Source organism: Actinomyces bouchesdurhonensis (assembly GCF_963540955.1).
In the GTDB taxonomy this organism is placed as follows: Bacteria; Actinomycetota; Actinomycetes; order Actinomycetales; family Actinomycetaceae; genus Pauljensenia; species Pauljensenia bouchesdurhonensis.
In genome coordinates this window covers 1-25,947 of sequence record NZ_CAUTSL010000033.1, presented here as the reverse complement: position 1 = coordinate 25,947, position 25,947 = coordinate 1, and the positions used below count along the sequence as shown (strand labels likewise).

17 protein-coding genes and 1 tRNA gene are annotated in these 25,947 nt (G+C 65.8%); 5 read left to right on the top strand and 13 right to left on the bottom strand.

All coding sequences use genetic code 11. The features are described from left to right. Positions 1-297: 297 nt before the first annotated feature. Positions 298-387: transfer RNA gene (locus tag RYL44_RS06770), tRNA-Ser, on the bottom strand. Between the two features lie 449 nt (positions 388-836). On the opposite strand from RYL44_RS06770, the gene RYL44_RS06765 reads away from it, so the two are divergent. Then, positions 837-2,861 carry an OPT family oligopeptide transporter gene (locus RYL44_RS06765; protein WP_314975485.1) on the top strand — a complete coding sequence of 675 codons (2,025 nt, stop codon included), beginning with the start codon at positions 837-839 and terminating at the stop codon, positions 2,859-2,861. Positions 2,862-3,167: 306 nt separating this feature from the next. Next, the gene (locus RYL44_RS06760; RefSeq protein WP_314975484.1) at positions 3,168-4,775 is read left to right on the top strand and encodes a glycoside hydrolase family 2 TIM barrel-domain containing protein; all 1,608 of its coding nucleotides are present in this window, start codon (positions 3,168-3,170) and stop codon (positions 4,773-4,775) included. 78 nt (positions 4,776-4,853) lie between these two features. Here RYL44_RS06760 and RYL44_RS06755 read toward each other — a convergent pair whose 3' ends face one another. Beyond that, positions 4,854-9,425 (bottom strand): acyl-CoA dehydratase activase-related protein, encoded by a 4,572-nt coding sequence (locus RYL44_RS06755; protein WP_314975483.1) that lies wholly within the window; start codon positions 9,423-9,425, stop codon positions 4,854-4,856. Positions 9,426-10,112: 687 nt separating this feature from the next. Here RYL44_RS06755 and RYL44_RS06750 point away from each other — a divergent pair. Both RYL44_RS06750 and RYL44_RS06745 read left to right on the top strand, forming a co-directional pair. Next, positions 10,113-10,547, top strand: coding sequence for an Abi family protein (locus RYL44_RS06750; protein ID WP_314975482.1), 435 nt, complete (start codon positions 10,113-10,115; stop codon positions 10,545-10,547). Between the two features lie 212 nt (positions 10,548-10,759). Further along, on the top strand, positions 10,760-11,203 hold the full coding sequence (locus tag RYL44_RS06745) for a hypothetical protein (RefSeq protein WP_314975481.1): 444 nt from the start codon (positions 10,760-10,762) through the stop codon (positions 11,201-11,203). On the opposite strand, the gene RYL44_RS06740 is transcribed toward RYL44_RS06745, so the two are convergent. Further along, on the bottom strand, positions 11,144-13,174 hold the full coding sequence (locus tag RYL44_RS06740) for an ABC transporter permease (protein WP_314975480.1): 2,031 nt from the start codon (positions 13,172-13,174) through the stop codon (positions 11,144-11,146). The genes RYL44_RS06745 and RYL44_RS06740 overlap by 60 nt on opposite strands. A 9-nt stretch (positions 13,175-13,183) precedes the next feature. Beyond that, entirely contained in the window at positions 13,184-13,978 is a 795-nt protein-coding gene (gene modA / locus RYL44_RS06735; protein WP_314975479.1) for a molybdate ABC transporter substrate-binding protein, read from the bottom strand. Between the two features lie 328 nt (positions 13,979-14,306). Between modA and RYL44_RS06730 the strand changes: the two genes are divergently transcribed. After that, positions 14,307-14,819 carry a molybdopterin-binding protein gene (locus RYL44_RS06730; protein ID WP_314975478.1) on the top strand — a complete coding sequence of 171 codons (513 nt, stop codon included), beginning with the start codon at positions 14,307-14,309 and terminating at the stop codon, positions 14,817-14,819. 424 nt (positions 14,820-15,243) lie between these two features. On the opposite strand, the gene RYL44_RS06725 is transcribed toward RYL44_RS06730, so the two are convergent. The 9 genes from RYL44_RS06725 to RYL44_RS06685 all read right to left on the bottom strand — a co-directional run. Continuing rightward, on the bottom strand, positions 15,244-17,337 hold the full coding sequence (locus RYL44_RS06725) for an MBL fold metallo-hydrolase (RefSeq protein WP_314975477.1): 2,094 nt from the start codon (positions 17,335-17,337) through the stop codon (positions 15,244-15,246). A 75-nt stretch (positions 17,338-17,412) separates the two neighbouring features. Beyond that, positions 17,413-18,060 carry a molybdenum cofactor guanylyltransferase gene (gene mobA, locus RYL44_RS06720; protein WP_390883805.1) on the bottom strand — a complete coding sequence of 216 codons (648 nt, stop codon included), beginning with the start codon at positions 18,058-18,060 and terminating at the stop codon, positions 17,413-17,415. Between the two features lie 5 nt (positions 18,061-18,065). Then, on the bottom strand, positions 18,066-18,890 hold the full coding sequence (locus tag RYL44_RS06715) for a HesA/MoeB/ThiF family protein (protein ID WP_314975476.1): 825 nt from the start codon (positions 18,888-18,890) through the stop codon (positions 18,066-18,068). 3 nt (positions 18,891-18,893) lie between these two features. Continuing rightward, positions 18,894-19,313: a molybdenum cofactor biosynthesis protein MoaE gene (locus RYL44_RS06710; RefSeq protein WP_073983665.1), complete on the bottom strand. Its 420-nt coding sequence runs from the start codon at positions 19,311-19,313 to the stop codon at positions 18,894-18,896. A gap of 100 nt (positions 19,314-19,413) precedes the next feature. Further along, positions 19,414-20,409 (bottom strand): MoaD/ThiS family protein, encoded by a 996-nt coding sequence (locus RYL44_RS06705; RefSeq protein WP_314975475.1) that lies wholly within the window; start codon positions 20,407-20,409, stop codon positions 19,414-19,416. Positions 20,410-20,701: 292 nt separating this feature from the next. Next, the gene (gene narI, locus RYL44_RS06700; RefSeq protein WP_314975474.1) at positions 20,702-21,478 is read right to left on the bottom strand and encodes a respiratory nitrate reductase subunit gamma; all 777 of its coding nucleotides are present in this window, start codon (positions 21,476-21,478) and stop codon (positions 20,702-20,704) included. Positions 21,479-21,483: 5 nt separating this feature from the next. Next, positions 21,484-22,173: a nitrate reductase molybdenum cofactor assembly chaperone gene (gene narJ, locus RYL44_RS06695; RefSeq protein WP_314975473.1), complete on the bottom strand. Its 690-nt coding sequence runs from the start codon at positions 22,171-22,173 to the stop codon at positions 21,484-21,486. Continuing rightward, the gene (gene narH / locus RYL44_RS06690; RefSeq protein WP_227236687.1) at positions 22,170-23,720 is read right to left on the bottom strand and encodes a nitrate reductase subunit beta; all 1,551 of its coding nucleotides are present in this window, start codon (positions 23,718-23,720) and stop codon (positions 22,170-22,172) included. The genes narJ and narH overlap by 4 nt, the downstream gene beginning before the upstream one ends. Then, positions 23,720-25,947: molybdopterin-dependent oxidoreductase (locus tag RYL44_RS06685; RefSeq protein ID WP_314975472.1), on the bottom strand; the 2,228-nt coding region annotated here is incomplete at its 5' end. The genes RYL44_RS06685 and narH, both read right to left, overlap by 1 nt.

The window sequence follows — 25,947 nt, the reverse complement described above, 5'->3', positions numbered from 1 at the left end:
GTCCCAACCAACTAAAACACCGACTTTCCCGCACCAGAAAGCCAAAAAGTCACCCCTCCAGCAACACGTAGTGTCCTATAACCCCACAAAGCCGCCCCCAGACGCACACCACCCTGGCACGAGAGAGCACACCCCAGACGCACACCACCCGGGCACGACAAAGCCGCCCACGGGGCCATACCACTCGGGCACCAAAGCACCCCCAGACGGACATCACCCGGGAGACAAAGCCGCCCCCCAGACTCACACCAGTCGGGCACAACAAAGCCGCCCGGCCCCACCGGGGCCGGGCGGCGGTGGCGGTAGCGCTGGGATTTGAACCCAGGGTGGCTGTGACACCACACAGCATTTCGAGTGCTGCACCTTCGGCCGCTCGGACACGCTACCTTACCCGAATACTCTACTACAGAAACCCCCGAGCAACGCAAATCGACCCACCCTGGGAGCAGCGACACACTCAAAGAGGACCCCGCTCGCGCAGGTCCTGACACCAAACCTAGCGGGTCGACACCTCGTGGACCGCCAACGGGAGGGCTGACGCAACCGCCAACAGGAAAGCCAACCAGAATGCCGACAGGCTGACCGAAGACATAACCGCCGGGTCAATGCCACTCCGCACAGCACGTTCCGCGCGGGTCCACCCACGAATCAGCCGCCCCCCGTGTCCGGTTCCCTGATCACGTGTACGCGTATCGACAAGCGCACACGTGCGCCGCATCGGCACGCGCCGGGCCAGGGAAGGTGAACCTAAGCTCCGCCTCTCGAAAGCGTTGGCTCGACCACATATTTGGTCTACGCTGTCAGGGTATCTATTCTACGCAGCGAAAGGACTTTTCGTGTCTGCGCCACGTGCGACGAAGGAAACGTCGCTCAAAGAACTAACGCTTCGCGGCATCATCATCGGCGGCATCATTACGCTGGTGTTCACGGCCGCGAACGTGTACCTGGGCCTGAAGGTTGGCCTGACCTTCGCGACCTCGATCCCGGCGGCTGTCATCTCGATGGCTGTCCTGCGATTCTGGGGCGACCACACGGTCCAGGAGAACAACATTGTCCAGACGATCGCGTCGGCGGCGGGCACGCTGTCGGCCGTCATCTTCGTTCTCCCCGGCCTCGTGATTGTGGGCTGGTGGAGTGACTTCCCCTACTGGCAGACCATGTTCGTGTGCGCGGTCGGCGGTTCGTTGGGCGTCATGTACTCGATTCCGCTGCGTCGCGCGCTCGTGACGGGTTCGGACCTGCCCTACCCCGAGGGCGTGGCCGGCGCTGAGATCCTCAAGGTCGGCGACTCGAAGGAGGCCGGCGAGGACAATAAGCGCGGCCTGTTGGCGATCACCTGGGGCGCCCTGGCCTCGGCGGCGATGGCCCTGTTCGGCTACCTGAAGGTGACGGCTTCCGAGGTCGGCGCCGCCTTCAAGATCGGTTCGACGGGCACGATGATCTCGACGTCCTTGTCTCTCGCCCTCATTGGCGTGGGTCACCTGGTCGGCATGACGGTGGGCGTCGCGATGCTCATCGGCATGCTCACCTCCTACGGTGTTCTGTTGCCCCTGTACGCGAACGGCCAGCTGGAGGGCGCGAAGGACCTGACCGCCGCCCTGTCGACGGTCTTCAAGTCGGATGTGCGTTTCATCGGTGCGGGCGTCATGGCGGTCGCCGCCATCTGGACGCTCATCAAGATCATGGGTCCGATTGTCCGCGGCATGTCCGAGTCGCTGCGCGCGTCGCGCGGCGCACAGGAGGCGGGCGCGCAGATCGACCGCACCGAGCAGGACATCCCCGGCAAGTGGGTCATCGTTTCCATCTTCGTGGCCATGATTCCGATCGCGGGCCTGCTGTGGTGGTTCATGCGCGGCACGCAGATCGAGCACAACACGGCGGTCCTGATCGCGGTGTCGGTCCTGTTTATCCTGCTCGCCGGCCTGCTGGTCGCGGCGGTGTGCGGTTACATGGCGGGCCTGATTGGTTCGTCGAATTCGCCGGTGTCGGGCGTGGGCCTGCTGGTCGTCGTCATCACGGCGGTCGTCATCCTGGCTGTGCACGGCCGCGGTTCGACCACGGAGGAGAACACGGCGCTCATCGCCTACACGCTGTTCACGTCCGCGATTGTGTTCTGCATTGCGACGATCGCGAATGATAACTTGCAGGACCTTAAGACGGGCCAGCTGGTGGGCGCGACCCCGTGGAAGCAGCAGGTCGCCCTGGTCATCGGCGTCGTCTTCGGTTCGCTGATCATTCCTCCGGTCCTGGAGCTGATGCAGAACTCCTTCGGTTTCCAGGGTGCGCCGGGCGCTGGCCCGGACGCGCTGGCGGCCCCGCAGGCCTCGCTGATTTCTTCGCTCGCGAAGGGCGTGCTCGGCGGCGGCATCGACTGGAAGCTCCTGGGTATCGGCGCGGCGATCGGCGTCGTCGTCATCATCATTGACGAGGTCTTGCGCCCCGCCTCGAAGGGGAAGCTGGCCCTGCCCCCGCTCGCGGTCGGCATGGGTATCTACCTGCCGGCGTCGCTGACGATCCTGATCCCGATCGGCGGCCTGATTGGCTTCCTGTACAACAGGTGGGCTGACAAGCAGGCGGACGCGGAGCGCGCGAAGCGTTTCGGCACGCTGGCGGCGACGGGCCTGATCGTGGGCGAGTCCCTGTTCGGCGTCGTCTACGCGGGCATCGCGGGCGCGACGGGGTCGGAAGCCCCGCTGGCGCTGCCGTTCATCGGCGACGACTTCACCCCGGTCGCGAACGTGCTCGGCATCGTGTTCTTCGCTGGCGCGACGTGGCTGCTGTACGGCTTCACCCGTAAGATTACGCGCGACGCGGACCGCGAGTCGGCGGCTAATGACGGTGCGCAGAGCGTGCAGGGCTGACCCGATCCGCGCACCTGCCCCGGCCTCGTTCCTGTCCTCAGGGACGAGGCCGGGCTTCGTTATGTGTCCGTGTTCGGTGCTCCGGGCGGAGTGCTGATCCGCCGTGGGCGAGGCCTGGGTTCGTGGCGTGTTCGGCTCCCCCGCGCTGGGGTGAGGTTGCCACCCGCACGGGTGTCCATCAATCCCACGATGTGAGCAACACTGCCCTTTGACAGCTGAAACCAAAGCCCATGTCAAGGCACATTTGACTGTATTTCAGCAAAATTGACTCTTTCATGACTAATAAAAGAATGATACTTTCATAACATGAGTCGCATCCTGGAACCGGACGTCACGTGGCTGCGGGACCCAGGGGCGTCGGTGAACCGCTTGACGGTGCACGCGACGTGGAGGTCACGCAGGCCGCTCCAGATGCTGTCGAGCACCTGGCAGGTTACCGGTGTCACTGGCACCGCTTCGGAGCTGATTGATCGTGCTCCCTCTCATCAGAATTTCAGCGCAACATCCGTGCCTGGCATCCTGGAGCTGGATGGCTCGCGGACGCGCCCGAATGTTTGGGTTCGCTCGGAGGGGGAGGCGAGCGCCGGAGTGTCGTCCGGCGACGTTGTGCGAGCCTCGATTCTGCGTCGCGAGTTCATCTTTGATGCTCCGTTGAAGGATGCGGTTGAGCGCGGCTGGATGATGACCCTGACCTTCGGTGGGTTCTCGGGTCCTCTCTACGCATGGGTCGATGGAACGTTCGTCGGTTTTAGTGCGGATGGTTTCATTCCTGCGGCTTTTGACGTGACGGGCGCGTTGCAGCCCACTCACACGCACACGCTGGTTGCCTTGCTGATGGATTCGCCGGTGTGCTGTCACGGCTTATTCCGCGAGGTGTCGTTGGAGGCGAGGCCGCCGGCGCACATCGTGGATGTGGTGCCGGTGGCGTCCCACGATGGTCGCGCGGGTTCCCTGACGTTGCGGGTTGAGACGACGGGTGGCGTTGAGGTTCACGCCGCGCTCATCAACGAGGCCGAGGGGGTGAGGTTGTGGTCCGCGGTGGCGTCCCCGGATGAGGTCTTTGATGTTCGAGGCCTGGATGTGATCCCGTGGAGCGCGGAAGAGCCGGCGTTGTACCGGCTGATCGTGACGCTACGCGACGAGGAGGGGGTCAAGGACACGGTTTCCCTTGACCTGGGTTTCCGCGACGTTGAGGCGACGGCGCAGGGCGTTGCCCTGGGCGGTAAGGCACTGGTCTTGCGGGGAGTGACCCGCAACGAGTGCGACGGCCGCGCGGGCCTGGCTGTCAACCTTCCAGAGATGGTCGACGACGTCGTGTGGTGTAAGCGCCACGGCGTGAACACGGTTGTGATCACGGGTGCCCCTGGGCACGCGTCTTTCCTTGAGCTGGCGGACGAGTATGGCCTGTACGTCGTCGACTGCGCGTCGAACGTGTACGGCCCGGGGGCGGCACGCGACGAAGCGATCGTGGCGGCGCTTCGGCGAGATCGTGCGCACCCGAGCATCATCGCTTGGGCGATCGGCGAGGAGGAGAACGAGCTGCGCGCAGCCCGCGCGTTGGATGCGACGCGCCCGGAGTACTCGCACGCGTCCTTCCCGGACCTACGTAAGGTGCGAAGCGAGGAGTTGCACTACGCGCCGGTGACGGTGGCGCCCTCGTATTCGGGGGTGACGGTGCGCAACCACATGACCTTCACGTCCACGTCGGACCTGGAGTTCCTGTGCCGCGTGGTCGAGGAGGGCCACGAAACGTGGGAGTATTCGGCATCCCTGGATGTTGGGCCGGGCGAGACGGGCTTCCTGGAGGTGCCGTGGCCCTCCTCGGGCATGCGCGAGGTCTCGGTGCGCCTGTCGTACTCCACGGGGTGGGCGCCGACGGGCTTCGAGATCGCGCGCGGCGAGATGACGGTATAAGTGCCGCAGGTCGCCTGACGATTGCGCGACGAGGCCCGGGAACCCAGCCCAGGCCTCGTGCGCGAAGAGGAGAAACGATCAGCGGAAGGCCGCGCGCCTCGTCGGGATGGTCGGCATGCCGAGCATGACGGAACCGGACCCGCCGCACGACGTCGGCTCTTCGACGTCCACGAGCTGCAAGACGTCGCCGTCGCGCGCCTGAGGGTCCTGCAGGGCGGTGGCGAGCATCAGCTTGATGCGGTTGAGCTGGTTGACCTCGGAGGCACCCGGGTCGTAGTCGACGGCCACGATGTTGGCCTCGGGGTAGCGGGTGCGCAGCGCGCGGAACATACCCTTGCCGACGACGTGGTTGGGCAGGCACGCGAACGGCTGGGCGCAGATGATGTTCGGGCAGCCGTGTTCGATCATGTCGACCATTTCGGCGGTCAGGTACCAGCCTTCGCCGGCCTGGTTGCCCAGGCGCGCAATGTCCTGGGAACGCTCGATCATCTCTTCGATGGGCCGGTGCGGCTCGAACTTGCCGTTCGTCGCCGCGAACGCGCGGTGCACGGGCTTCTCGTACTTCTTGAGCGCCCACAAAACGATCGGCATGATGTAGCGCTGCTTGCCGTCGATGCCCAGGTTCTCCTTGTCCCAAGCGGCGGTCGCCACCGAGTTGTGGAAGAACTGCATGAGGCCGGGCAGTTCGGCCTCGCAGCCCTCGGCCTCGATGACGTCGACCGCGTGGTTGTTGGCGTCGGGGTGGAACTTCACGAGGATCTCGCCGACCAGGCCGACGCGCGGCTTACGCGGGATGTCGCGCAGCGGCAGGGCGTCGAAGGCGTGCACGCATTCGCGGATGAGCTTCCCGTAGGAGGTGCGTCCGCCGAGGGCGCCGACGCGTCCCGACGTGATCCACTCCTGGACGTAGCCGTCCCACGTGCGGTACAGGTCCATCGCGGAGCCGGGCGTGGCCTCGTAGGGGCGCACGCGCAGCAGCATCGACTGGATGGCGTCGCCGATGACGAAGGCCTGGATGGCCTTGTGGATGTGGGGGATGCCCAGGTGGAAGCCCGGGTTGTCCTCGATGCCCTGGACGGACAGGGCGATGACGGGGACCTGCGGGTATCCGGCGTCGCGCAGCCCCTTGCGCAGCAGGGCCGCGTAGTTGCTGGCGCGACACATGCCGCCCGTCTGTGTGATGCCCACCGCCGTGCGGTCGGGGTCGGCGCGCCCGGAGATGAACTCGTCGAGGAGCTGGCCAATGACAACGATCGCCGGGTAGCACGAGTCGTTGTTGACGTATTTGAGGCCAACCTCCATGGAGGCGCGGCTCGTGTGCTCCAGGACGCGCACCTTCAGGCCCGCGCTCGCGAACAGCGGGGTGAGGAAACGGAAATGAATCGGAGACATCTGGGGGGCGAGAATCTCGTAGCCGGCCTCGCGCATCTCCTCAGTGAAGACGGCGCGCGGCTTGATGTGCCCGGCTGCCTCCTCGCGGGCGGCGTCCCCGGAGGGGTCGCGCAGGGTGGCCGTGTCGACGGAACCCGACACCAGGCCCACGGACGAGGCGGGGGCCAGTCCCGCTCCCGCGCCGTTCTCGCCGTCGCCGGCCCCGGCCTCGTTAATCGCGGAGGTGAGGGAGGCGCGCTCGGTGATCGCCGCGTCGAGGGAACGCAGGCGAATCTTGGCGGCGCCCAGGTTGGAGACCTCGTCGATCTTGAGGACGGTGTGCACGTCGCCGCGGCCCTCAAGGATCTCCTGGACCTGGTCGGCGGTGATCGCGTCGACGCCGCAGCCGAAGGAGTTGAGCTGGACCATCTCAAGGTCGGGCTCGTCGCCGACGCGGGCGGCGGCCTCGTAAAGGCGCGAGTGGTAGGACCACTGGTCGAGGACGCGCAGGGGTCGCTCGAGGCGCGCGTCAATGATGGAGTCCTCGGTGAGGACGGCCATGCCCAGGCCGACGATGACCTCGGGGATGCCGTGGTTGATCTCGGGGTCGAGGTGGTAGGGGCGGCCAGCGAGCACGATGCCGCGCACGCCGTGCTCACGCATCCACTCGATCGTCTCGACGCCCTTCGCGCGGATCTCGGCCTTGACGGCGGCGTCCTCCTCCCACGCCTTGTCCAGGGCGGCCTTCATCTCCTCGACGGGGATGTCGTAGCCGTATTCCTTGAAGGTCTTGGACAGGTGGGCGGGCAGGTAGTCGCGGTTGCCGAAGTTGACGAAGGGGCTGATGAACTTTGTGCCCGGTTCCGCCAGGCGCTCCATGTTGTTGCGGATGACCTCGGGGTAGGTCGCCACGATGGGGCAGTTGAAGGAGTTCTCGGACTCGGTGAGCTTCTGCTCGAAGTCGACGCAGGGGTAGAAGATCGTCGTGATGCCCTTGTCCAGCAGGGACTCGATGTGCCCGTGGACGAGCTTGGCCGGGTAACACACGTTCTCCGAGGGGATGGACTCCATGCCGGTCTCGAAGAGGTCGTGGTTGGAGCGGCCCGAGATCATGACGCGGAAGCCCAGCGCGGTGAGCATCGTGAACCAGAACGGGTAGTTCTCGTACATGCCGAGCACGCGCGGGATGCCGATGTCGCCGCGGAACGCCTTCTTCTCGGTGAGGCGACGGTAGCCGAAAATCCGCTTGTACTTCCAGTCGTAGAGGTTAGGCAGCTCGGACTTCTTGGGCACGCGCTCCAGAGACGCGCCGCGCTCGCAGCGGTTGCCCGACACGTGACGCTCGCCGTTGGAGAACGTCGAGATCGTCATCTGGCAGTGGTTCTGGCACAGGCGGCACGTCTTGCGGGTCGTCTCCACGCTGAAGCCCTCGAGGGCTTCGATCGTGGCGAGCGTCGAGGTCCCCTCCCCCGTGTCGTGCATGCGCGCGGTCAGGGCGGCGCCGTAGGCACCCATGAGGCCCGCGATGTCGGGGCGCACGACCTCGCGGCCGGTAAGCAGCTCGAAGGCGCGCAGCACCGAGTCGTTGAGGAAGGTGCCGCCCTGAACGACGACACGCTCACCCAGGTCCGAGGGCTCCTTAAGCTTGATGACCTTATAGAGGGCGTTACGCACGACGGAATAGGACAGGCCGGCGCTGATGTCGCGCACGTCCGCGCCTTCCTTCTGCGCCTGCTTGACGGAGGAGTTCATGAACACCGTGCAGCGGGTGCCCAGATCCACGGGGGAGGAGGATTCCATGGCCATGCGCGCAAAGGTTCGCACGTCGGTGCCCATGGTCTGCGCGAAGGTCTGGAGGAAGGAACCGCAGCCCGAGGAGCAGGCCTCGTTCACGGAAATGGAGTCCACCGCATGGTCACGGATACGCAGGTACTTCATGTCCTGGCCGCCGATGTCGATGACGGAGGTGACGCCCGGGCAGATGAATTCGGCGGCGCGGTAGTGGGCCATCGTCTCGATCTCGCCCTCGTCCATGGTGAGGGCAGCCTTGACCAGGCCCTCGCCGTAGCCGGTCGCGCACGAGCGGCCGATCTCGCAGCCCTGCGGCAGCGCGCCTCGCACGGCGCGCACGATGTCGACGGCCGCGGCCACGGGGTCGCCCTCGTTGGAGGCGTAGTGGGTGAAGACGATGCGGTCCTGAGAGTCGATGACGACGGCCTTAATCGTCGTGGAGCCCGCGTCGATGCCGAGCCAGCAGCGGCCCTCGGCCTCGTCGAGGCTGGCCTTGGGGATGACGTCGAGGCTGTGGCGGGCCATGAACTCCTCGCGGTCCTCGGGGGTGGCGAAGAGCGGGTCCATGCGCGGGGATTCAACCTGAACGGGGGCGGCGGCGAGGCGCTCCATGAGGGTCGTGAGCTTCTCACCGCGGGTCTCGACGGAGGTCGCGCCAGCCTCCTCGGCCTGGCGCGCCCGCTTGGCGGCCTCCTTCTGCGCGAGGAGGGCCGCGCCAATCGCGACGTAGAGCTGGGCGTCGTCGGGGGTGACGAAGGCGTCGGCCTTGGGCAGGAGCGCCTTGTAGGCCTCGCGCAGGGCGGGCAGGAAGTGCAGGGGGCCGCCGAGGAACATAACGGTGCCGCGGATCGGGCGCCCGCACGCCAGGCCCGCGATGGTCTGGGTGGCGACCGCGTTGAAGATGGAGGCGGCCAGATCCTCGTGGGCGGCACCCTGGTTGATGAGGGGCTGGATGTCGGACTTGGCGAAGACGCCGCAGCGCGAGGCGATCGGGTAGAGCTGGGTGTGGCGGGTCGCCATCTCGCCGAGGCCGGAGGCGTCCGTGTGCAGGAGGGTCGCCATCTGGTCGATGAAGGCGCCCGTGCCGCCCGCGCAGGTGCCGTTCATGCGCTGCTCGGGGGTGGGGTGCAGGTAGGTGAGCTTGGCGTCCTCGCCGCCCAGCTCGATGACGACGTCGACCTCGGGGTGCAGGCGCTGGGTGGCCTCGGTTCCGGCGATGACCTCCTGGACGAAGGGAATGCCCATGGCGCGGGCGGTGGTCAGGCCGCCGGAGCCGGTGATGGACGCGTGGACGCGGGCGCCGGGCAGGGCGCGTTCGACGTCGGCGAGGAGGGCTCCCAGGGATGCACGCACGTCGGCGTTGTGGCGCCGGTAGTCGGAGAAGAGCCGGCGGTTTCCGTCCAGGACGACGGCCTTCACGGTCGTCGAGCCGACGTCGATGCCGAGCTGGTAGGGGCGGCGGTGCTCGCTGGCGCGCTGCGTTGTCATGGGACCTCCTTGAATCACCCATCAACTTAGAGCGCGTGTGTTGCCCCGTCAAAGGTTTGTATTGTCTTCCTCAGACATCCAACTAAAACGGCGTGGAACCAGGGAAAATCGCCTGTATAACGCCTCACGTAGACCGTGAGACGCACGACGCGTCCGACAAGAATTACAACATGTGAAGCGTTGCAAAAATCAACCCCTCGGCAAGATAGAGGTCGCCCCAACCTCGTCGCGCCAGCGCGGCACTGATCTGCCTGCCACGCCTGCACCGCGCATCTTGAGTGCACGACGCACGTTAACCCGCTAAGTGGAGCGTTAACCCGACAGGTGGCCCCCTCAACTCCTCAATGCACACGTTAACCCCTGAGGTGGAGCGTGGGCAGGCGTGCCCATACTCCACCAGTAGGGCCCAGCTGCACATTGACGGGTTAACACAGCCATCCATGCGTCCCGACTGCCACCGATCACGCCACGACACAGGGCCTTGAGACCCGTTAACTGGATGATCCCATCCTTACCGGCGAGCACCATGATTCCAATAGAAGTCACAGATGAGTCGTTGACCGAAAGCTCCATCTAGCGCTAGACTTTTCACCACTACGTCAGATGCCCAGGGGTTCTGCTCCAGGGTATCGGGGGGTCGGATCTCAGATTCGGCCCCCTCATAATTTTCGGTACAGCTAGGTCCGCATGAAGCAGTGCATCACCGTCGATGAGCAGATTGCCCTACTGAAGAATCACGGAGTCTCCTTCGACCTCATGTCTGAGGCAGAGGCCCGAGAGTTCTTATATTCGCGCTCCTATTTCTTCAAAATCAAGTCCTACGAACGCAACTACACCCGCATCGAAAAGGATCGTTCTTACACCTACTCTGGACTCGACTTCGGCCACCTCGTCGAGCTGTCATACATCGATTTTACCCTGAGTCGCATCTGCCTCTCACTGGCGCTGAGTACCGAGCATTTTCTCAAAGTTCGACTCAATCAGCTCATTATGAACGATCCTAAACCGGACCTGTCAGAGGTGCTCGTGCGCCGCATTCTCAACGGCGACACATCCTCCATCCGCTCCAACCCCTACACCGAGGACATGTGGGTGGCGTGCGATGGCAATCCTTCCATCTGACACCTGTGGGAATTGCTCCCATTGAACGAACATATCCGCCTCTACTCGTCTTACTTCGATTACAGAGGAGAGAGAGCGCTCCCTTCGCTCACCTGTTACTCATCGTACGTAAGCTCCGAAACGCTGTTTCCCATGGCAACTGCCTGCTCGCCGATGTCTCACGTCCTTCGGAACAGCGTCGTCAATCTGGGGGGCAGAAATACGACAAGGAGGTGACGCTCACGGCCCTTCGTATGTGCGAAGTCAGCCCGCGTCGTAATTCCGGCAAGAAAAAGGCCCTCAACGAGGCACTGGATCGGCTCGTTGTCAACAACTTCGCTGCTGCCCTTCTCTACCATCTCGAGTTCGCTGATTCACACAAAGCTCTGAACCATATGGTGGCTGATCTCAAGCATTTTAATGAGAGAATCGAGCGGCATCGTCCGCTGTTCTTCGGGGACTTGCACGTCGAAACCCCGCGCAATCAGCTCGTCAATTCAACACTGAGCGCCATTCAACGTCTGATCGTCGGATATTGCCGACAGGCAGAACGAAAACTCACGAAACTGACACCCATCGACTACTCAGCGGCTGTGACCAGACCTGTACACCCCGACTCACTCACGGGCGGCGACGGGGATTGCACGGACCTGGGTGGCCTTGACGCTCGCCCATAGCGTGTCACCCACGCCGAGGCCGAGGTCGGCCCACGCGGAGGCGGTGACGCGGGCGTTCACCGAGACTCCCCCCGCGAGCGCGACGCGCACGCTCACGAGGGAGCCGTCGAGGTCGATGCCCGCAACGACTCCGGGCAGAACGGACCGCGGCGAGGCGTGGGATTCCTCGCGGGAGAGGGCCACGGCCTCGGGTGGGAAGGTCAGGGCGACGCGCGCCGACTCTTCTCCGGAGGTGACGCCGTCGGAGGCCGCCCACAGCGCTCCCTCGCCGACGCGCACGCCGACGAGGCCGGGGCGGGCGACGGCGGGTCCGGTGACGATGTTGAGGCCGGCCAGGCGGGCGGCGAACACCGAGGAGGGCGAGGCGAGCACGCGCGCAGGTGAGCCTTCCTCGACGACGCTGCCATCCCCCATGACGATCATGTGGGAGGCGAGGGCCAGGACCTCGGCGATGTCGTGGGAAACCAGCAGGGTCGTGATCCCCGCGCCCATCAGGCGCTCGCGTAGGACGGCGGATACCTGGGTGGTGGCTTCGACGTCGAGGGCGGCCGTGGGCTCGTCGAGGATGAGGACCTCGGGCCGGAAGACGAGCGCCCGGGCGATGGCGACGCGCGCGGCTTGGCCGCCCGACAGGTCGGAGGCGCGCCGGTGGGCCAGGTCCGCGATGCCGACGGCCCGCAGCTGGTCGAGGGCGGCGGCCCGGGCCTCAGCTCGCCCGACGCCGCGCACGCGCAGCGGGAACGCGACGTTGGCGACCACGCTCATGTGGGTGAAGATGCGCGGGGCCTGGGAGACCATGGCGACGCCACGCCTGCGCGCGGGCACGAAGGTGGCGGCGTCGTCGACGACGCGCTCACCGATCTGCGCGCGACCCGAGTCGAGGCGCAGGGTACCGGCGATGACCTGGGCGAGCGTGGACTTTCCGGCGCCGTTGTGACCGACGACCGCGGTGACGAGGCCGGGGCGCAGCGCCGCGTCGACGTTCCAGCCGCGCTCACTCACGGTCCCGGCAACGTGGACGGCAGCGCCCGCTACGCCCGCAGCATCGTCATCCGAGGCGACGAGGCTACATCCGGGATCAGCCGCCGCCGATCCCCCGGCGCGAGCACCCGCGGCAGCCTCGGACGTAGAACCGCGCCCCGGCCTCGTCGATGACAGGCTCGCGCGCAGGAACGAGACAGCACGCCCCCACGGGGTTTCCGTGAGCGCGACGACGAGCGCCGCGACCCCGAGGAGGACGACGCCGAGCGCGAGGGCCAGGTCCGCGTCAGACTCGCGGGCCAAATAGATCTGGAGGGGCATCGTGCGGGTCACGCCCTGCATGGAGCCCGCGAAGGTGAGGGTGGCGCCGAATTCGCCGAGGCAGCGGGCCAGCGCGAGCGCCGCGCCGCGACCGAGGCCGGGCAGGACCGTGGGCAGCGTGATCTGCCAGAAAACGCGCGAGGGCGAGGCGCCCAGGGAGGAGGCCATCTCGTCGAGCCCCTGCTCGCGGGAGCGCAGCGCGGACTCGAGGGTGACGATGAGGAAGGGCAGAGAGACGAAGACTTGCGCGATGACGACCGCGGTCGTCGTGAACGCGATGTCGAGGCCGGCGCCGCTCAGCAGAGCGCCCAACGTCGAGCGCCTGCCGAAGGCCGCGAGGAGCGCGATGCCGGCGACGACGGGCGGCAGCGAGAGGGGCAGGGCGACGAGGATGCGGGCGGCGCGCACGCCGCGCCACGAGCGGGACAGGAGGAGGGCCGCCGGGACTCCAAGGAGGAGGTCGACGCCGAGGGCCACGGCGCAGGTGCGCAGGGAGAGCGCGAGGGCGGCGGAGGCCTCGTCGGTGGCGAGGGTCGCTCCCAGGGTCGCCCAGTTGACGCGCCCCAGCATGAAGGCGAGGGGCAGGACCAGGAAGCACAGGGCGAGCGCGCCGAGGCCCCCCGCCCAGACGGGCAGGGGGCTCACGGCGGGTGTCCTCCGCGACTTCACGGGTCGACGTTACTTCGCGGCGGGCGTGAAGCCGGCCTCTTCGAGAGTGGCCTGTCCTTCGGTCGAGAGGACCAGGTCGATCCACTTCTGGCCGTAGTCCTTCTTGGTGGAGGCGCTCACGAGGGCGATCGGGTACTTGTTGACGGCCTCGTCGGCGCCCTGAATCTCGACGGTGTCGACGGCGTCGCCTTCGGCGAGGGCGTCGGTCTTGTAGACGATGCCGGCGTCAGCCTGGCCGGAGGACACCTTGCCACGCACGTCGGTGACGGCCTGCTCCTCGGAGACGGGGTTGAGGGTGACGCCGAGCTTGTCGGTGAGGGTCTTGGTGAGCTTGCCGCAGGGGACCTCGGGGGCGCAGATGACGAGCTTGGCGCCGTCGAGGGAGGAGTCGAGGCCGGTAATGCCCGCGGGGTTGCCGGGGGTGGTGATGAGGGTCAGGGTGTTGGTGACGAAGATGGTCTGAGCGTCGACCTGGCCGGCGTCGGCGGCCTTCTTCATGGTGGATTCGTTGGCGGTGGCCAGGACGTCGACGTCCGCGCCCTCGCCGAGCTGGGTGACCAGGTCCTGGGAGCCCGCGAAGTTAAAGCGGACGTCCACCTCGGGGTTGGCGGCCTCGAAGGTCTTCTCGAGCTCGCCGAAGGTTTCGGTCAGGGAGGCGGCGGCGTAGACGTTGAGAACGACGGGGCCGGCGGGCTGGTTCGCCTCGGACGAGGCCGTGGAGTCGGCGGGTGTCGAGCCGGAGTTGCAGGCGGCGAGGGCCAGTGCGGCGGCGCCCAGGATGGGAAGGATGCGAAGGGAACGCACTCGTCTCTCCTTTTGTGAGGGGATGGAACGCTTTTAATCTAACAAGGGGATATGGGGCACGCAACGCTTGCGCGTTCATGTACCCGAATCATTACTTTTACCTGTGAGAATAAGGGAAACTTACTCACCTATTAAATCGGTGTCAGCCACTTTTATTTCGGTCTGCTGCTCATTCCGACTCGTGACTCCACCCCCAAATCGAGTTCGCACGCGCCCACGGACCATTTGAGTCGGAGCAGCGACGCATAAATTGACCCGACAAGCCCACGCCACCCGCGAGGGACTAGGATCACAGTCACAAGCACATCGCCACCTCACGGAGGACACCATGCCCAAGCCCGTCGCCTACGACCTCAGCCAGATCGACGCCCACATCATCACCTATTCGGACCGCGTACAGCGCGGCACGAAGGAGGACCGGGCGACCCCCGCGTGCGTCGGCGCGCTGACCACAGCGGGCCTGGGCCAGGTGACGATGGCCGCGATCCCCGAGAGTGCCGACGTCCTCGAGACGGAGATCCGCGACGCTCTCGAGGCCGGCGCCCGCTTCGTCCTGATCCTGGGCGGCTCGGGCTTCGGCGTGGGCAACTACGCGCCCGAGGTCGTCCGTTCGATCGTCGAGGTCGAGATCCCCGGCGTCGCGGAGCAGATCCGCGCCCACGGCCTGACCAACACCCCCCTGTCGGGCCTGTCCCGCGAGGTCGTCGGCGTGACGGCGCGGGACTCGTCGGGCGCGCTCATCGTTTCCTCTCCCGGCTCGCGCGGCGGCGCGCTCGACACCCTCGAGGTGGTGATCCCCCTGCTGGGAGCAATATTCCACCAGCTCGACGAGGCCCGCTAACCCCCTCTCCTCCCTCCAATGTCGCACGTAATTTGGGTCACCTTACTTTTGTAAGGCATCGAGAAAACCGCAGAATCTCAACGATGCGATTTCAAGGCTTGAAAGGTTTACATGGGAATTACGTGCGACATTTGTGAGTAACCAAACGAGGCCTCGGCCTCGTCACAAAGGCGGAGCCTCAGCCCCGACGACGGAGACCCCCACGCGAGGAGGACGAGCACCGCGCCGCCGATCGCCCACCGGGTCGGGGACGGCGTCGACGCTGTTTCGCTGAACACCACCGTCACCGTGCCGCTGGCCTTGTACTCGGTGAGGGCGCCGGTCTCGTCGAAGTGGTAGGAGACGCCGTCGATGTCGAGCCACTGGGTCGGGTGGCCTCGGTCGGGTGGCGTCGTTCGCCGAGGCCTCGGTCGGGTGGCGTCGGTCAGGAGGCGTAGCCGACCCAGCGGCCAGACTCCGAGAAGATCGAGGAGCGGCCATCGACCTCGCGTGTGCCGGTCACCATGGCGCCCGTGTCGCTCATGTAGTACCAGGCTCCACCATCCAGGACCCAGCCCGTGGCCATCTGGCCACTGCCGTTCAGGTAGTACCAGGCGCCCGCGTCACGCAGCCACCCGGTGACCATGGCACCCGACGTGGAAGAGTAGTACCAGGAAGCACCGACACGGAACCAGCCGGTCGCCATCGCGCCACTGTCGGAGAGGTAGTACCAGGCCCCGCCGCTTGACAGCCATCCCGTGGCCATCTGGCCACTACCGTTCAGGTAGTACCAGGCGCCCGCGTCACGCAGCCACCCGGTGGACATGGCACCCGACGATCCGAAGTAGTACCAGCGATCCTCGACGCGGACCCAGCCCGTGCGCATCGCGCCCGTATGCGGATCCATGTAGTACCAGGTGCCGCGATCGAGCAGCCACCCGGCGCTCATGCGCCCGTTGTTCAGGTAGTACCAGGAGCCGGAGTCCCACATCCAGCCGCTTGCGGCCAGACGTCCGGATGCGCCGACGTAGTACCAGCCCTCTCCGTCGTTCACCCATCCGGAAGTCGCCATCGCGCCGGTCGGTCCCATCCAGTACCAGGACCCGCGGTCGTACACCCAGGTGGATGCTTCGGCGGAGGGCTTACCCGCGAAGTAGTACCAGGAGCCGGAGCGACCTTGCCACCATCCGGTCGTTGCCGAAGGGCGCGCACCCTTGAACCACCAGGCGCGCGGGGTCACCGCACCGTACTCGTGCCCCCAGGATGCGCTCGACAGGTCGTTGTAGGAAATGCCGGAGGAGCTAAAGGTGGCGACGACCGCGGGGATGGAACCCGCCGACCACAGGTCCAGGGTTGGCGCCCACGAGGTATCCCCATGGATGACACTGTCTGAGAGGCTGTCGGGGGCGAACCACTTCGGGCCAGTCTGGACGATCATGGAGGGGCTGAGCGTCTTCATGAACGGCGGGAGGTTCGAGGTCGCCATCCCGTGGTGACCGGCCTTGAGCATGTCGACGTGGCCGACGATCGGGGCGATGCGGTCCTCGTAGCCTCCGCCAGCCTCGAGGTCGGCGGCCAGGTAGGCGGAGTGCCCGAAGGCGCTCACCTTCGCGGTGTACGCGATGAAGTTCGCGTCGCGCACACCGGTTCGCTTGTAATTCTCGGCGGGGTCGGTGGGGATGATCTGAACGTCCATGTCGCCCAGTGCGATGTGGGTGTCATTGTCGTGGATGTCCTGCACGATCGATGCGCCGTACGCGCCTTGCGCCCACCGTGCGGCGGCCATCATGTTGTCGTAGCACCACTGGTTGTCCCACAGGCGTGACTTGTCTGTAATCCACGCGTCGGAATACTCGGGGCTCAGGATTACTTGGGGATGAAACGCGTAGATGATGTCGTCGGCGTTGTCAATGTGGTCTGAGTGGGCGTGGGTGCCCAGGTAGAACGCCAGGTTTGAGGAGGTGACGCCGTGCGATCTCATGTAGCGCAGGACCCAGTCGGTGTCGCCCTTATCTGATTCTTCGGTTCCGTCCCTCCACAGGTAGCGCGGGTCGGATCCGTCGGGCGCGCCCACGCCTTCGCCGCCGTCGACCATGGCGAAGACGCCGCGCGATTCGAGGAGGATGGCGTCCGCGGCACCTTGCGTCGAGAGGATGTGGATTTTTGTCGGTCCGTTCGTGCCGGGGAAGGTGTAGACATGCGCGTTCGCGCCGTTGGCGGATTCTTCGTGGGACGAGGCGTCGGCGCGCTCCGCGGTGTCGCTCGCGTTCGCGCCGTTGGCGGATTCTTCGTGGGACGAGGCGTCGGCGCGCTCCGCGGTGTCGCTCGCGTCGGTGTGCGCGTCCTCCTGGGCGTTGGCGGATTCTTCTTCGCTCTCTTCAGAGTGTGAAGCTTGCGTGTCGCTTGCGCTTGTGTCACCGTGAGTGGTCAGCTGGTCAGTTGGTACGGCAACGGCGACCGGGGCGATGGCAACAGTGAGAAGTCCTGACAGGACGGTTAGCCCAAGCTGGAGCCACGAGCGTCCGTGGTGAGAATGCATAAACATACCTAGGCAAGATGTCAGATCCGAATTATTACCGCACAAACATATACCTGGCAAGCAATTACTGACAACTCATAGATTGAGGTGAGTCTCCCACCAAACCAGATCCTCCGGCGTATCGACATCCCGACACACCCCAGCATCCGCATCCACGCGATCAAGGGTCAGGGAACGAAGCACCCGACGCACCCCCAAGCCGCGCACACTCCCCCACTGCGCCCCGGCCTCGTCAATGACCCGCAACAACGACCCCGCACGATAGACGCCCATCAGGTACTGATCGAAAGGTTCCGGATCGCCGCCACGCAAGATACGACCGTCATACTCTGCGCCCAGCGGAGCGGCTAGGAGACGACGCAGAACATCCGCGATACCCGGGCAATCCACAGACACGACTACCACCCACGCGTCCGCGGGGGCGCCGAGGGCCGACAGACCAACGTCGATCCCCGCCAGGGGGCCGCCTCCCGGCGGATCCTCAAGAGTATGCATCACCCCAGGCGGGAGGCTCACCCCCGGTGGGACAACAGCGACCAGACCCGCGCCAGCAACCTCACTCAACGCGCAACACACTCGGTCGATGAGCCTCGATCCGCCGAACACGAGATCCGGCTTAGAGACTCCGCCCAGGCGCTCACCTCCCCCGCCGCCGACCACCATCCCAGCGGTCTCCGCGCGGGAAAAAAACACGCCCGACGTCGGGGCCTGACACGATCCCACGCCGCTCACCCCCAAGGCGCGAACGTCAGCACATCCGCGCGCTGCGTCGCCGCATCGACCGTGAGCACACGACCAATGAGCGGCTCGCCAACACCCACCAGCATCTTAATGACCTCCGTCGCCATAGCGGTGCCCGCCTGGCCGACAACCGGTCCCAAGACGCCAACCTGGGGCGAGGCCGGGGTGGTTCCCGGAGCGGGCTTCACCGGGTGCAAACTGCGCAGCGTCAGAGATGGGGCGGGCGCGGGGGCACCGGACCAGAAAACACTGACCTGGTAGGCCATGCGCACGACCGTACCCCACACGAGAGGCACGCCGCAGTCCGCGCAGTAATCGGCGACCAGGTACTTCGCATCGAAACTATCCGTGCACTCCACGATCAGATCCCACTCGCGGCCGTGCTCGTCCAGCCACTCGCGGGTCACGTGCCCGTAACGCTCGAAACGCACCCCGGAATTAAGGGCGTTCAGGTGTCGCACCGCCGAATCAGGCTTCGCATCCCCCACGTCAGCCTCGCCATGCAGCAGCTGGCGCTGCAGGTTGGAGACCTCAACGAAGTCCGAATCACAGATGCCGATCGTTCCCACGCCCGCCGCCGTCAAATACAGGAGAACGGGTGACCCCAGGCCCCCCGCTCCCACGACGAGCACGCGAGAAGCCGCCAGGCGCGCCTGGCCCGCCTCACCAATACCCGACACCAGCCAATTACGGCGGAAACGTTCCAACGCAGTGTCCCCGGCCTCGTAGCGCACGGGCGCGCAGCGCAGCGAAACCGCGACACTGCGCCCCGACACCGCGGCATCACGCGAATACGGGTCGCCGATCGTCATGGCTTACAGACCCGACCAGTTATGCGAACCGTCGCTCAGCTCCTGCTTCTTCCAGATCGGCAACTTCGCCTTCACGTCCTCGACGATGCCCTCCACCGCCCGGAACGCCTGGCCGCGATGCTCGGCAGCAACCGCCACCACCATGGCATCCTCACCGATCGCCAGACGGCCCACGCGGTGCCACGCGACGATACGATGCACCCCCGGCCTATTCGCAAACTCCTCAACGATCGCACGTAAAACCTGCGACGACGACGGATGCGACGAATACTCGATCGCATCCACGCTCTCTCCCCCATCATGGTTGCGCACGACACCGATGAACGACGCCACGGCCCCACACGTGTCATCGCGGGCGCTATCAATCAATGAACTCGAGTCGAGGGGAGCGTCAGTAATACCTGTTGCAATCTTTGCTGACATGGGATCCTCCAGGAACGGGAGATACTTACATCCACTCTACGTGACATCGGTCAGGATTTTATGAAAATCCTGACCGACCCCAACAAATGATGAGAAGCTCTCACCCGCCGGCGAAAGGCGGCAACACGTCGATGCGCACGCCCGGCATCAGGTCAGCGTCCAGGCGCGCCGAACGCTCATTCACCAAGAAACTCGATACATCCAGGATGCGCCCCAGCTCCGTGTTCTCCCGGCTCAGGACCCCTATCAACTCACCCAGCGTCGCCGGCGTGCGATCCGCAGGCAGCTCGCGCATGTAGCCGCCCGCCGCCTCAGCCGCACCACCAAAAAAGTGCACCGTCGTCGTCAGCGGCTTCGGGTTCGGCTCATCAAGCGGGCGTAAAACAACCGTCAGGCACAGCGGATTGATTGGATCAACCTCCACCTGCCAGCTCGCGATCCCCGTCGCAGTGCGCTCAAAGATCCGCTCGACGATGCCTCGACGCAGCTCAAGCGCCAGATCATCCGGCGCTCCAGGCTCCGTGAATGGGCACGCCGTCAAAACGACTGCCATCGGATCGGACTCGTGGGGCACCGACGCGAAACCCATCGCGTTCATGAACAGGCGCACCTTGCCCAAATGGCCTGCAATATTAAACGGTTCGCGACCCGACCGGCGGCTCGCCACGTGGCCATGATCGGGCACCGCCATCGCCTCCAACGCGGCGTCCGCCCAACGCGCGCCGATCTCACGCACCGACGCAGCCGGATCGGGCACATTCGCGCGCAGCCACGCCAGTAGTGATGAGGTCAACTGATGGAGCATCTGCGCCGCGAAAGACGGATCCGCAGGCGTCGTCGTCGAATAGCCAATCGCTGGTCGTCCACGCCCAGAGGAAGGCAACTGTTGTTTCTCCACCAGGCCCACCTGAAAGAGACCGTCGAGGGTTTCACGCACGCTCGACACGTGCAAGCCGGCCTCCTGAGCCAGCTCCGCGACAGTAACCGGCGCCACACGCTGTGAAATGCGCTCCAGCAGCGTGTGCTGAGCAGGCGTCAGGGCAGCCATCGCTTCAAGCGTTTGCGCCAGTGTCCGAGAATGGGAGGTGTCAATCAATTCTATCCTCTCTCCCTTTTAATCAGCGGAAACCTTGCGACAATGGTCCCCGATAAGGCGATAGCAAAGTTAGCTTACTTATAAACCGCTCATTATTTTAAGCATCAACCGAAACAACTGCACGGTCAATACCGATGATCGGAAGGATTAAGCGGGGTCACAGCGCACGCGTCCACGTCAGGACGCGCAACCCCACGATATACGGTGCGGGGGGCGGCCTTCCGCCCGCCCCCCGCACGCGACAACCTTCCGCGCCACGACCTCGTCACCCGGTCGAAACAAGCCAGGCGGCTCAGTCCGACATGCCGCCGCGCGTCAGCTGGTGCTCGCGGCGCTCGTCGCGCGCACGGTAGATCACCGGGGGACGCGCCACGTAGCCGACCGGCGCGCTCACCGCGTGCACGAGGCGGGTGAACGGCCACACGCAGAAGAGCAGCAGGCCCGCGACGATGTGCAGCTTGAAGCTCAGCGGCACGTCGGCCATCAGGTGCGCCTGCGGGTGCAGGTAGAAGATCGACCGGAACCAAACGGAGATCGTCTCGCGGTAGTCGTAGCCCTCGTGCCCGCCGAGCACCTGGTTGAGCAGCGTCGCCGCGCCGCCCAGGAGCACCGGGATCGCCAGCATGATGTAGGTGACGATGTCCATGCGGGTCGTCGCCACGCGCACCGACTTGACCACCAGGCGGCGGTAGATCAGCAGCGCGAGGCCGAGGATCGTCATGATTCCGGCGATCGTACCGGGGATGGTGGCCACCAGGTGGTAGACGTGCTGCGAAACGCCGGCCGCCTCGGTCCACGTCTTCTGGATCACGAGGCCCAGGATGTGGCCCATGAACACGAAGAGGACACCGAAGTGGAACATCGGCGACGCCCAGCGCAGGATGGCCGGCTCATTCCACTGCGTGGAACGAGACGTCCAGCCGTACTGGTCCGTCTTGTAGCGCCACACGAGGCCCACGATGAGGATCGCGAAGGACACGTAGGGCAGGACCACCCACAGGGCAATGTCCAGGAAGGACAGCGACTGCGTCTCGGGTGCTGACGCGGCATGCAAAAGTGCGGATTCCATGAACGTTACCGTCCCATCGTTGTTTCGGAAGTCGGGGAGGGCGTGGCAGACAGATCGCCCACGCCCACCAGCTCGGTGGGCGGCCCCTGGCTAATGAGCTTACGGAAGCCCTCAATGGTCTTTTCGTCCGGCTCGGGCAGCGTCGCGACCAGCGCGTCCAGCAGCGGCGCGTACGGGGAGTCCGCGGCGCGCAGCGCCGTGCGGATCACCTCGATGCCCTCGCGGTTGGAGCGCAGCAGGCCCTCGGCCGTACCGGTCTCGTCGAAGGCGGCGAACTCCAGGACCACCGGCAGGTGATCGGGCAGCTCCTCGCGTTCCATCTCGAAACCGGCGCGGCGCAGGATCTCCTTGAAGGCCAGGATGGCCTGGCCGCGTCCGCGGGTGTCGCCGTGCGTGTAGTACGTCAGGCCGAGCGCGCAGCGGCGGCGCTGGTCGAACGTCTCCACGTAGGTGGTCTGCATGGCGCGCAGGCCCGCGGCGCGAGCGTAGCTCACGAACGAGGCCAGGGACGCCGAGGCCGGCTCCGGCAGGTCCACCAGAGCCTCCTCGACCGCGTCCAGCTTGGTCTCGAAGTCATCCCCCGGGTAGTCCAGGAGGACCGAGACCGCCATGCGCACGCCGCGCGCGTCCTGCGGGTCCATCTCCGTTTCCGGAGCGGCCGTAGGAATACGCGGAATGCCGACGAAAGTACTCATCGAACGACCTCAAGGGGGAGCATCTGGCGTCCCTCCGGCGACGAGCCACCCATCGGGCGGTTCGACGTGGCGGGGGCCAGGCCGTGGAAGGCCTCGACGTCGTAGGACACCGGGCAGCCCTCGAGCTCCTTGATGCCGCGCGGCATCTCGGGGTGGGCGGTCGGGATGACGAAGCGGTCGTCGTACTTGGCGATCGACAGCAGTCGGTACATCTCCTTGACCTTCTCCGGGGTCATGCCCACGGAGGCCGGGATCTCCTCGTTCGTCGGGTTGTCGACGAAGACGTCGCGCATGTAGGAGCGCATCGCGGCGAGGCGACGCAGCGCCAGCTCCACGGGAGCCGTGTCTCCGGCCGTGAACAGGCCGGCCAGGTACTCCAGCGGGATGCGCATCTGCGAGATGGCGGACAGCAGGACCCTGTGGTCCTCGCCGTCGCTGCCGGACGCGGTCACCTGGTCGACGACCGGGGACAGCGGCGGCACGTACCAGACCATCGGCAGGGTGCGGAACTCGGGGTGCAGCGGCAGGGCGACCTCGTACTCGGTGATGAGCTTCCAGATCGGGGACTGCTGGGCGGCCTTGATCCACGAGTGGGGAACACCGTTGGCCTGGGCCTGGGCGACCACCTGCGGGTCGTTCGGGTCGAGCAGGATCTCGCGCTGGGCGCGGTACAGGTCGCGCTCGTCCTCCTGGGAGGCGGCCCAGGTGACGCGGTCCGCGTCGTAGAGCAGCACGCCCATGTAGCGCAGGCGGCCCACGCAGGTCTCCGAGCAGATGGTCGGCTGGCCGACCTCGAGGCGCGGGTAGCACAGCGTGCACTTCTCGGCCTTGCCCGTGTTGTGGTTGAAGTAGACCTTCTTGTAGGGGCAGGCCGACACGCACATGCGCCAGCCGCGGCACTGATCCTGGTCGACCAGGACGATGCCGTCCTCGGTGCGCTTGTACATCGCGCCCGAGGGGCACGCCGACACGCAGGTCGGGTTCAGGCAGTGCTCGCAGATGCGAGGCAGGTAGAACATGTACGCGTCCTCGATGGTCTTGGCGACCTGGAGGTTCATCTGGTGCAGGACCGGGTCCTGATCCAGGGTCTCCAAGGAGCCACCGAGGTCATCGTCCCAGTTCGGACCCCACTCGGGCTTGTCGATGTGCTCGCCCGTGATTGTGGACTTCGCGCGGGCCGTCGGGATCGCGCGGGAGTTCGCGGGCGCCTGGAGCAGCTTGTCGTACTCGTAGGTCCACGGCTCGTAGTAGTCCTTCATGGTCGGCTGCGTCGGGTTCGCGAAGATCTTCGCGAGCGAGGCGACGCGTCCACCCTGACGGGGAACGAGGCGACCCGTGGCGGTACGCTTCCAGCCGCCCTTCCACTTCTTCTGGTCCTCCCAGCCGCGGGGGTAGCCCACGCCGGGACGGGTTTCGACGTTGTTGAACCAGATGTACTCGGTGCCCTCACGGTTCGTCCACACCTGCTTACAGGTGACGGAACAGGTGTGGCAGCCGATGCACTTGTCGAGGTTCATCACCATCGCGATCTGAGCCATGACCTTCATCAGAACTGCACCTCCTGGGAGCGGCGGCGGATAACCGTGACCTCGTCGCGGTTGTTGCCGGTGGGACCGTAGTAGTTGAACGCGTAGGCGAACTGCGCGTAGCCGCCGGCCAGGTGGGTCGGCTTAATGAAGATTCGCGTCAGCGAGTTGTGCGTACCGCCGCGCTTGCCGGATTCCTCGTTCAGAGGGGTGTTGATCTGGCGATCCTGGGCGTGGTGCATGAACACCGTGCCCTCCGGGATGCGGTGGGAGACAACGGCGCGAGCCGACACGGTGCCGTTACGGTTCTTCGCCTCGATCCACTCGTTGTCGCGCACACCGATCTTCTCGGCGTCGGCCGGGCTCATCCACACCGTCTGGCCACCGCGACCCAGCGTGAGCATGTACGGGTTGTCGTAGTACTGGGAGTGGATGGCCCACTTGTTGTGGATCGTCAGGTAGCGCACCGCGACCTCGGCCTGACCCGGCTGACCGGGACGGTGGTCGCCGACGGGACGCTCACCGTAGATGTGCGCCAGGTCGAGCGGCGGACGGAAGATCGGCAGGGCCTCGCCCATGTCCATCATCCAGTCGTGGTCGACGTAGAACTGCGGGCGGCCCGTGAGCGTGTGCCACGGCTTGCGGCACTCGACGTTCTGAACGAAGGCGCTGTAGCGGCGGCCGCCGTGCTCGGAGCCCGACCACTCGGGGCTGGTGATGACGGACCGCGGCTGCAGGACGGTGTCCTGGTAGGTGATCTTCTTTTCCTCGTCACCCTCGGCCAGGAACGCCATCTCGTTGCCGACGCGCTTTTCCAGCGTGCGGAAGCCCTGAACGGCCAGCGAGCCGTTCGTGGTGCCCGAGAAACGCATCGCCATGTTCGCCGCCTTGATCGCGGTGTCACACAGGGGCGCGCCCTCTCCGGCGTTGCCGTCCATGGGGGCGCGGCCGTTGAGGTCGCCGAGCTGCTCGTAGGCCTCCCGCACGTTGAACGCGACGCCCTTAGCGGCCAGGCCGGCCTTGGGCAGGAGCGGGCCCATGCGGTCGAACTTGTAGCCGACCTGCGTGTAGTCGCGCTCGATCGGGACCAGCTTCGGCATGGTCTTGCCGGGCGTCCACGTCTGCTCGGGGACGACACCGCTCGCCATGGTCATGGCGTCCGGAGAGTCGTGACCCAGCGGGACCGCGACGACGTCCGTCTGCGTCCCCAGGTGGTCGGCGGCCATGCGTCCCACGAGGTGCGCCAGCGTCTGGAACACCTCGAAGTCGGTGCGCGCCTCCCACGGCGGGTTCACGGCCTCGTCGAAGCAGTGCATGAAGGGGTGCATGTCCGTGGAGGACAGGTCGTGCTTCTCGTACCACGTGGCTGCGGGCAGCACGACGTCGGAGTGCAGCGTCGTCGAGGTGTTACGGAAGTCCGCGACCCACATGAGGTCGAGCTTGCCGGGGTGAGCGTCACGCCAGTTGACGGACGCGGGACGGTTGCCCTCTTCCAGCTCCTGCGCGTTGACCTCGTTTCCGGTGCCCAGCATGTGGCGCAGGAAGAACTCGGTGCCCTTCGCGGACGATCCGAGCAGGTTCGTACGCCAGTTCGCGAGGATCTTCGGGACGTTGTGGTGGGCGTCCGGGTCCTCGATCGCGAACTGGAGGCGGCCCTCGCGCAGCTCCTGGGACACGTACTGCGCGGGTGCCATGCCGGCCTCGGCGGCCTCGCGACCCAGCTGGGTCGAGCCCTTGGAGAACGTCGGGTAGCAGGGCATCCAGCCGCGCTGAACCGACTCGACGAGCGTGTCGACCAGCTGCTTGCCGTCCAGGTGCGAGGACTTGATCGGGTTCGCCATGGCCGAGGCCGGGGCCCCGTCGTAGCGCCACTGGTCGGTGGTCATGTAGTACCAGCCGGTGGAGATCATCTGGCGCGGCGGGCGCGCCCAGTCCAGGGCGAAGGTGAAGGAGCCCCACCCCATGATCGGGCGGACCTTCTCCTGACCCACGTAGTGGGCCCAGCCGCCGCCGTTGCGGCCCTGGGTGCCACACATTTCCGTGAGCGCCAGGAACGTCCGGTACATCTGGTCGGAGTGGTAGTAGTGGTTCGTGCCGGCGCCCATGAGGATCATGGAACGGCCCTGCGTTTCGACCGCGTTCTGCGCGAACTCGCGGCCGATCTTGATGGCGGCACCGGCGGGAACCGACGTGAACTGGCTCTTCAGAGTTGAGTGTGGGTGGAGGCGTCTAGGCCTCCTGCGATGAG

What these genes read in the sequence shown, in the direction of transcription:
- narJ (WP_314975473.1), bottom strand. Translation starts at nt 22,173, where the DNA reads ATGAGTACTTTCGTCGGCATTCCGCGTATTCCTACGGCCGCTCCGGAA.
- narH (WP_227236687.1), bottom strand. Translation starts at nt 23,720, where the DNA reads ATGAAGGTCATGGCTCAGATCGCGATGGTGATGAACCTCGACAAGTGC.
- narI (WP_314975474.1), bottom strand. Translation starts at nt 21,478, where the DNA reads ATGGAATCCGCACTTTTGCATGCCGCGTCAGCACCCGAGACGCAGTCG.
- RYL44_RS06710 (WP_073983665.1), bottom strand. Translation starts at nt 19,313, where the DNA reads ATGTCAGCAAAGATTGCAACAGGTATTACTGACGCTCCCCTCGACTCG.
- RYL44_RS06750 (WP_314975482.1), top strand. Translation starts at nt 10,113, where the DNA reads ATGAAGCAGTGCATCACCGTCGATGAGCAGATTGCCCTACTGAAGAAT.
- RYL44_RS06755 (WP_314975483.1), bottom strand. Translation starts at nt 9,425, where the DNA reads ATGACAACGCAGCGCGCCAGCGAGCACCGCCGCCCCTACCAGCTCGGC.
- RYL44_RS06715 (WP_314975476.1), bottom strand. Translation starts at nt 18,890, where the DNA reads ATGACGATCGGCGACCCGTATTCGCGTGATGCCGCGGTGTCGGGGCGC.
- RYL44_RS06730 (WP_314975478.1), top strand. Translation starts at nt 14,307, where the DNA reads ATGCCCAAGCCCGTCGCCTACGACCTCAGCCAGATCGACGCCCACATC.
- RYL44_RS06760 (WP_314975484.1), top strand. Translation starts at nt 3,168, where the DNA reads ATGAGTCGCATCCTGGAACCGGACGTCACGTGGCTGCGGGACCCAGGG.
- RYL44_RS06725 (WP_314975477.1), bottom strand. Translation starts at nt 17,337, where the DNA reads ATGCATTCTCACCACGGACGCTCGTGGCTCCAGCTTGGGCTAACCGTC.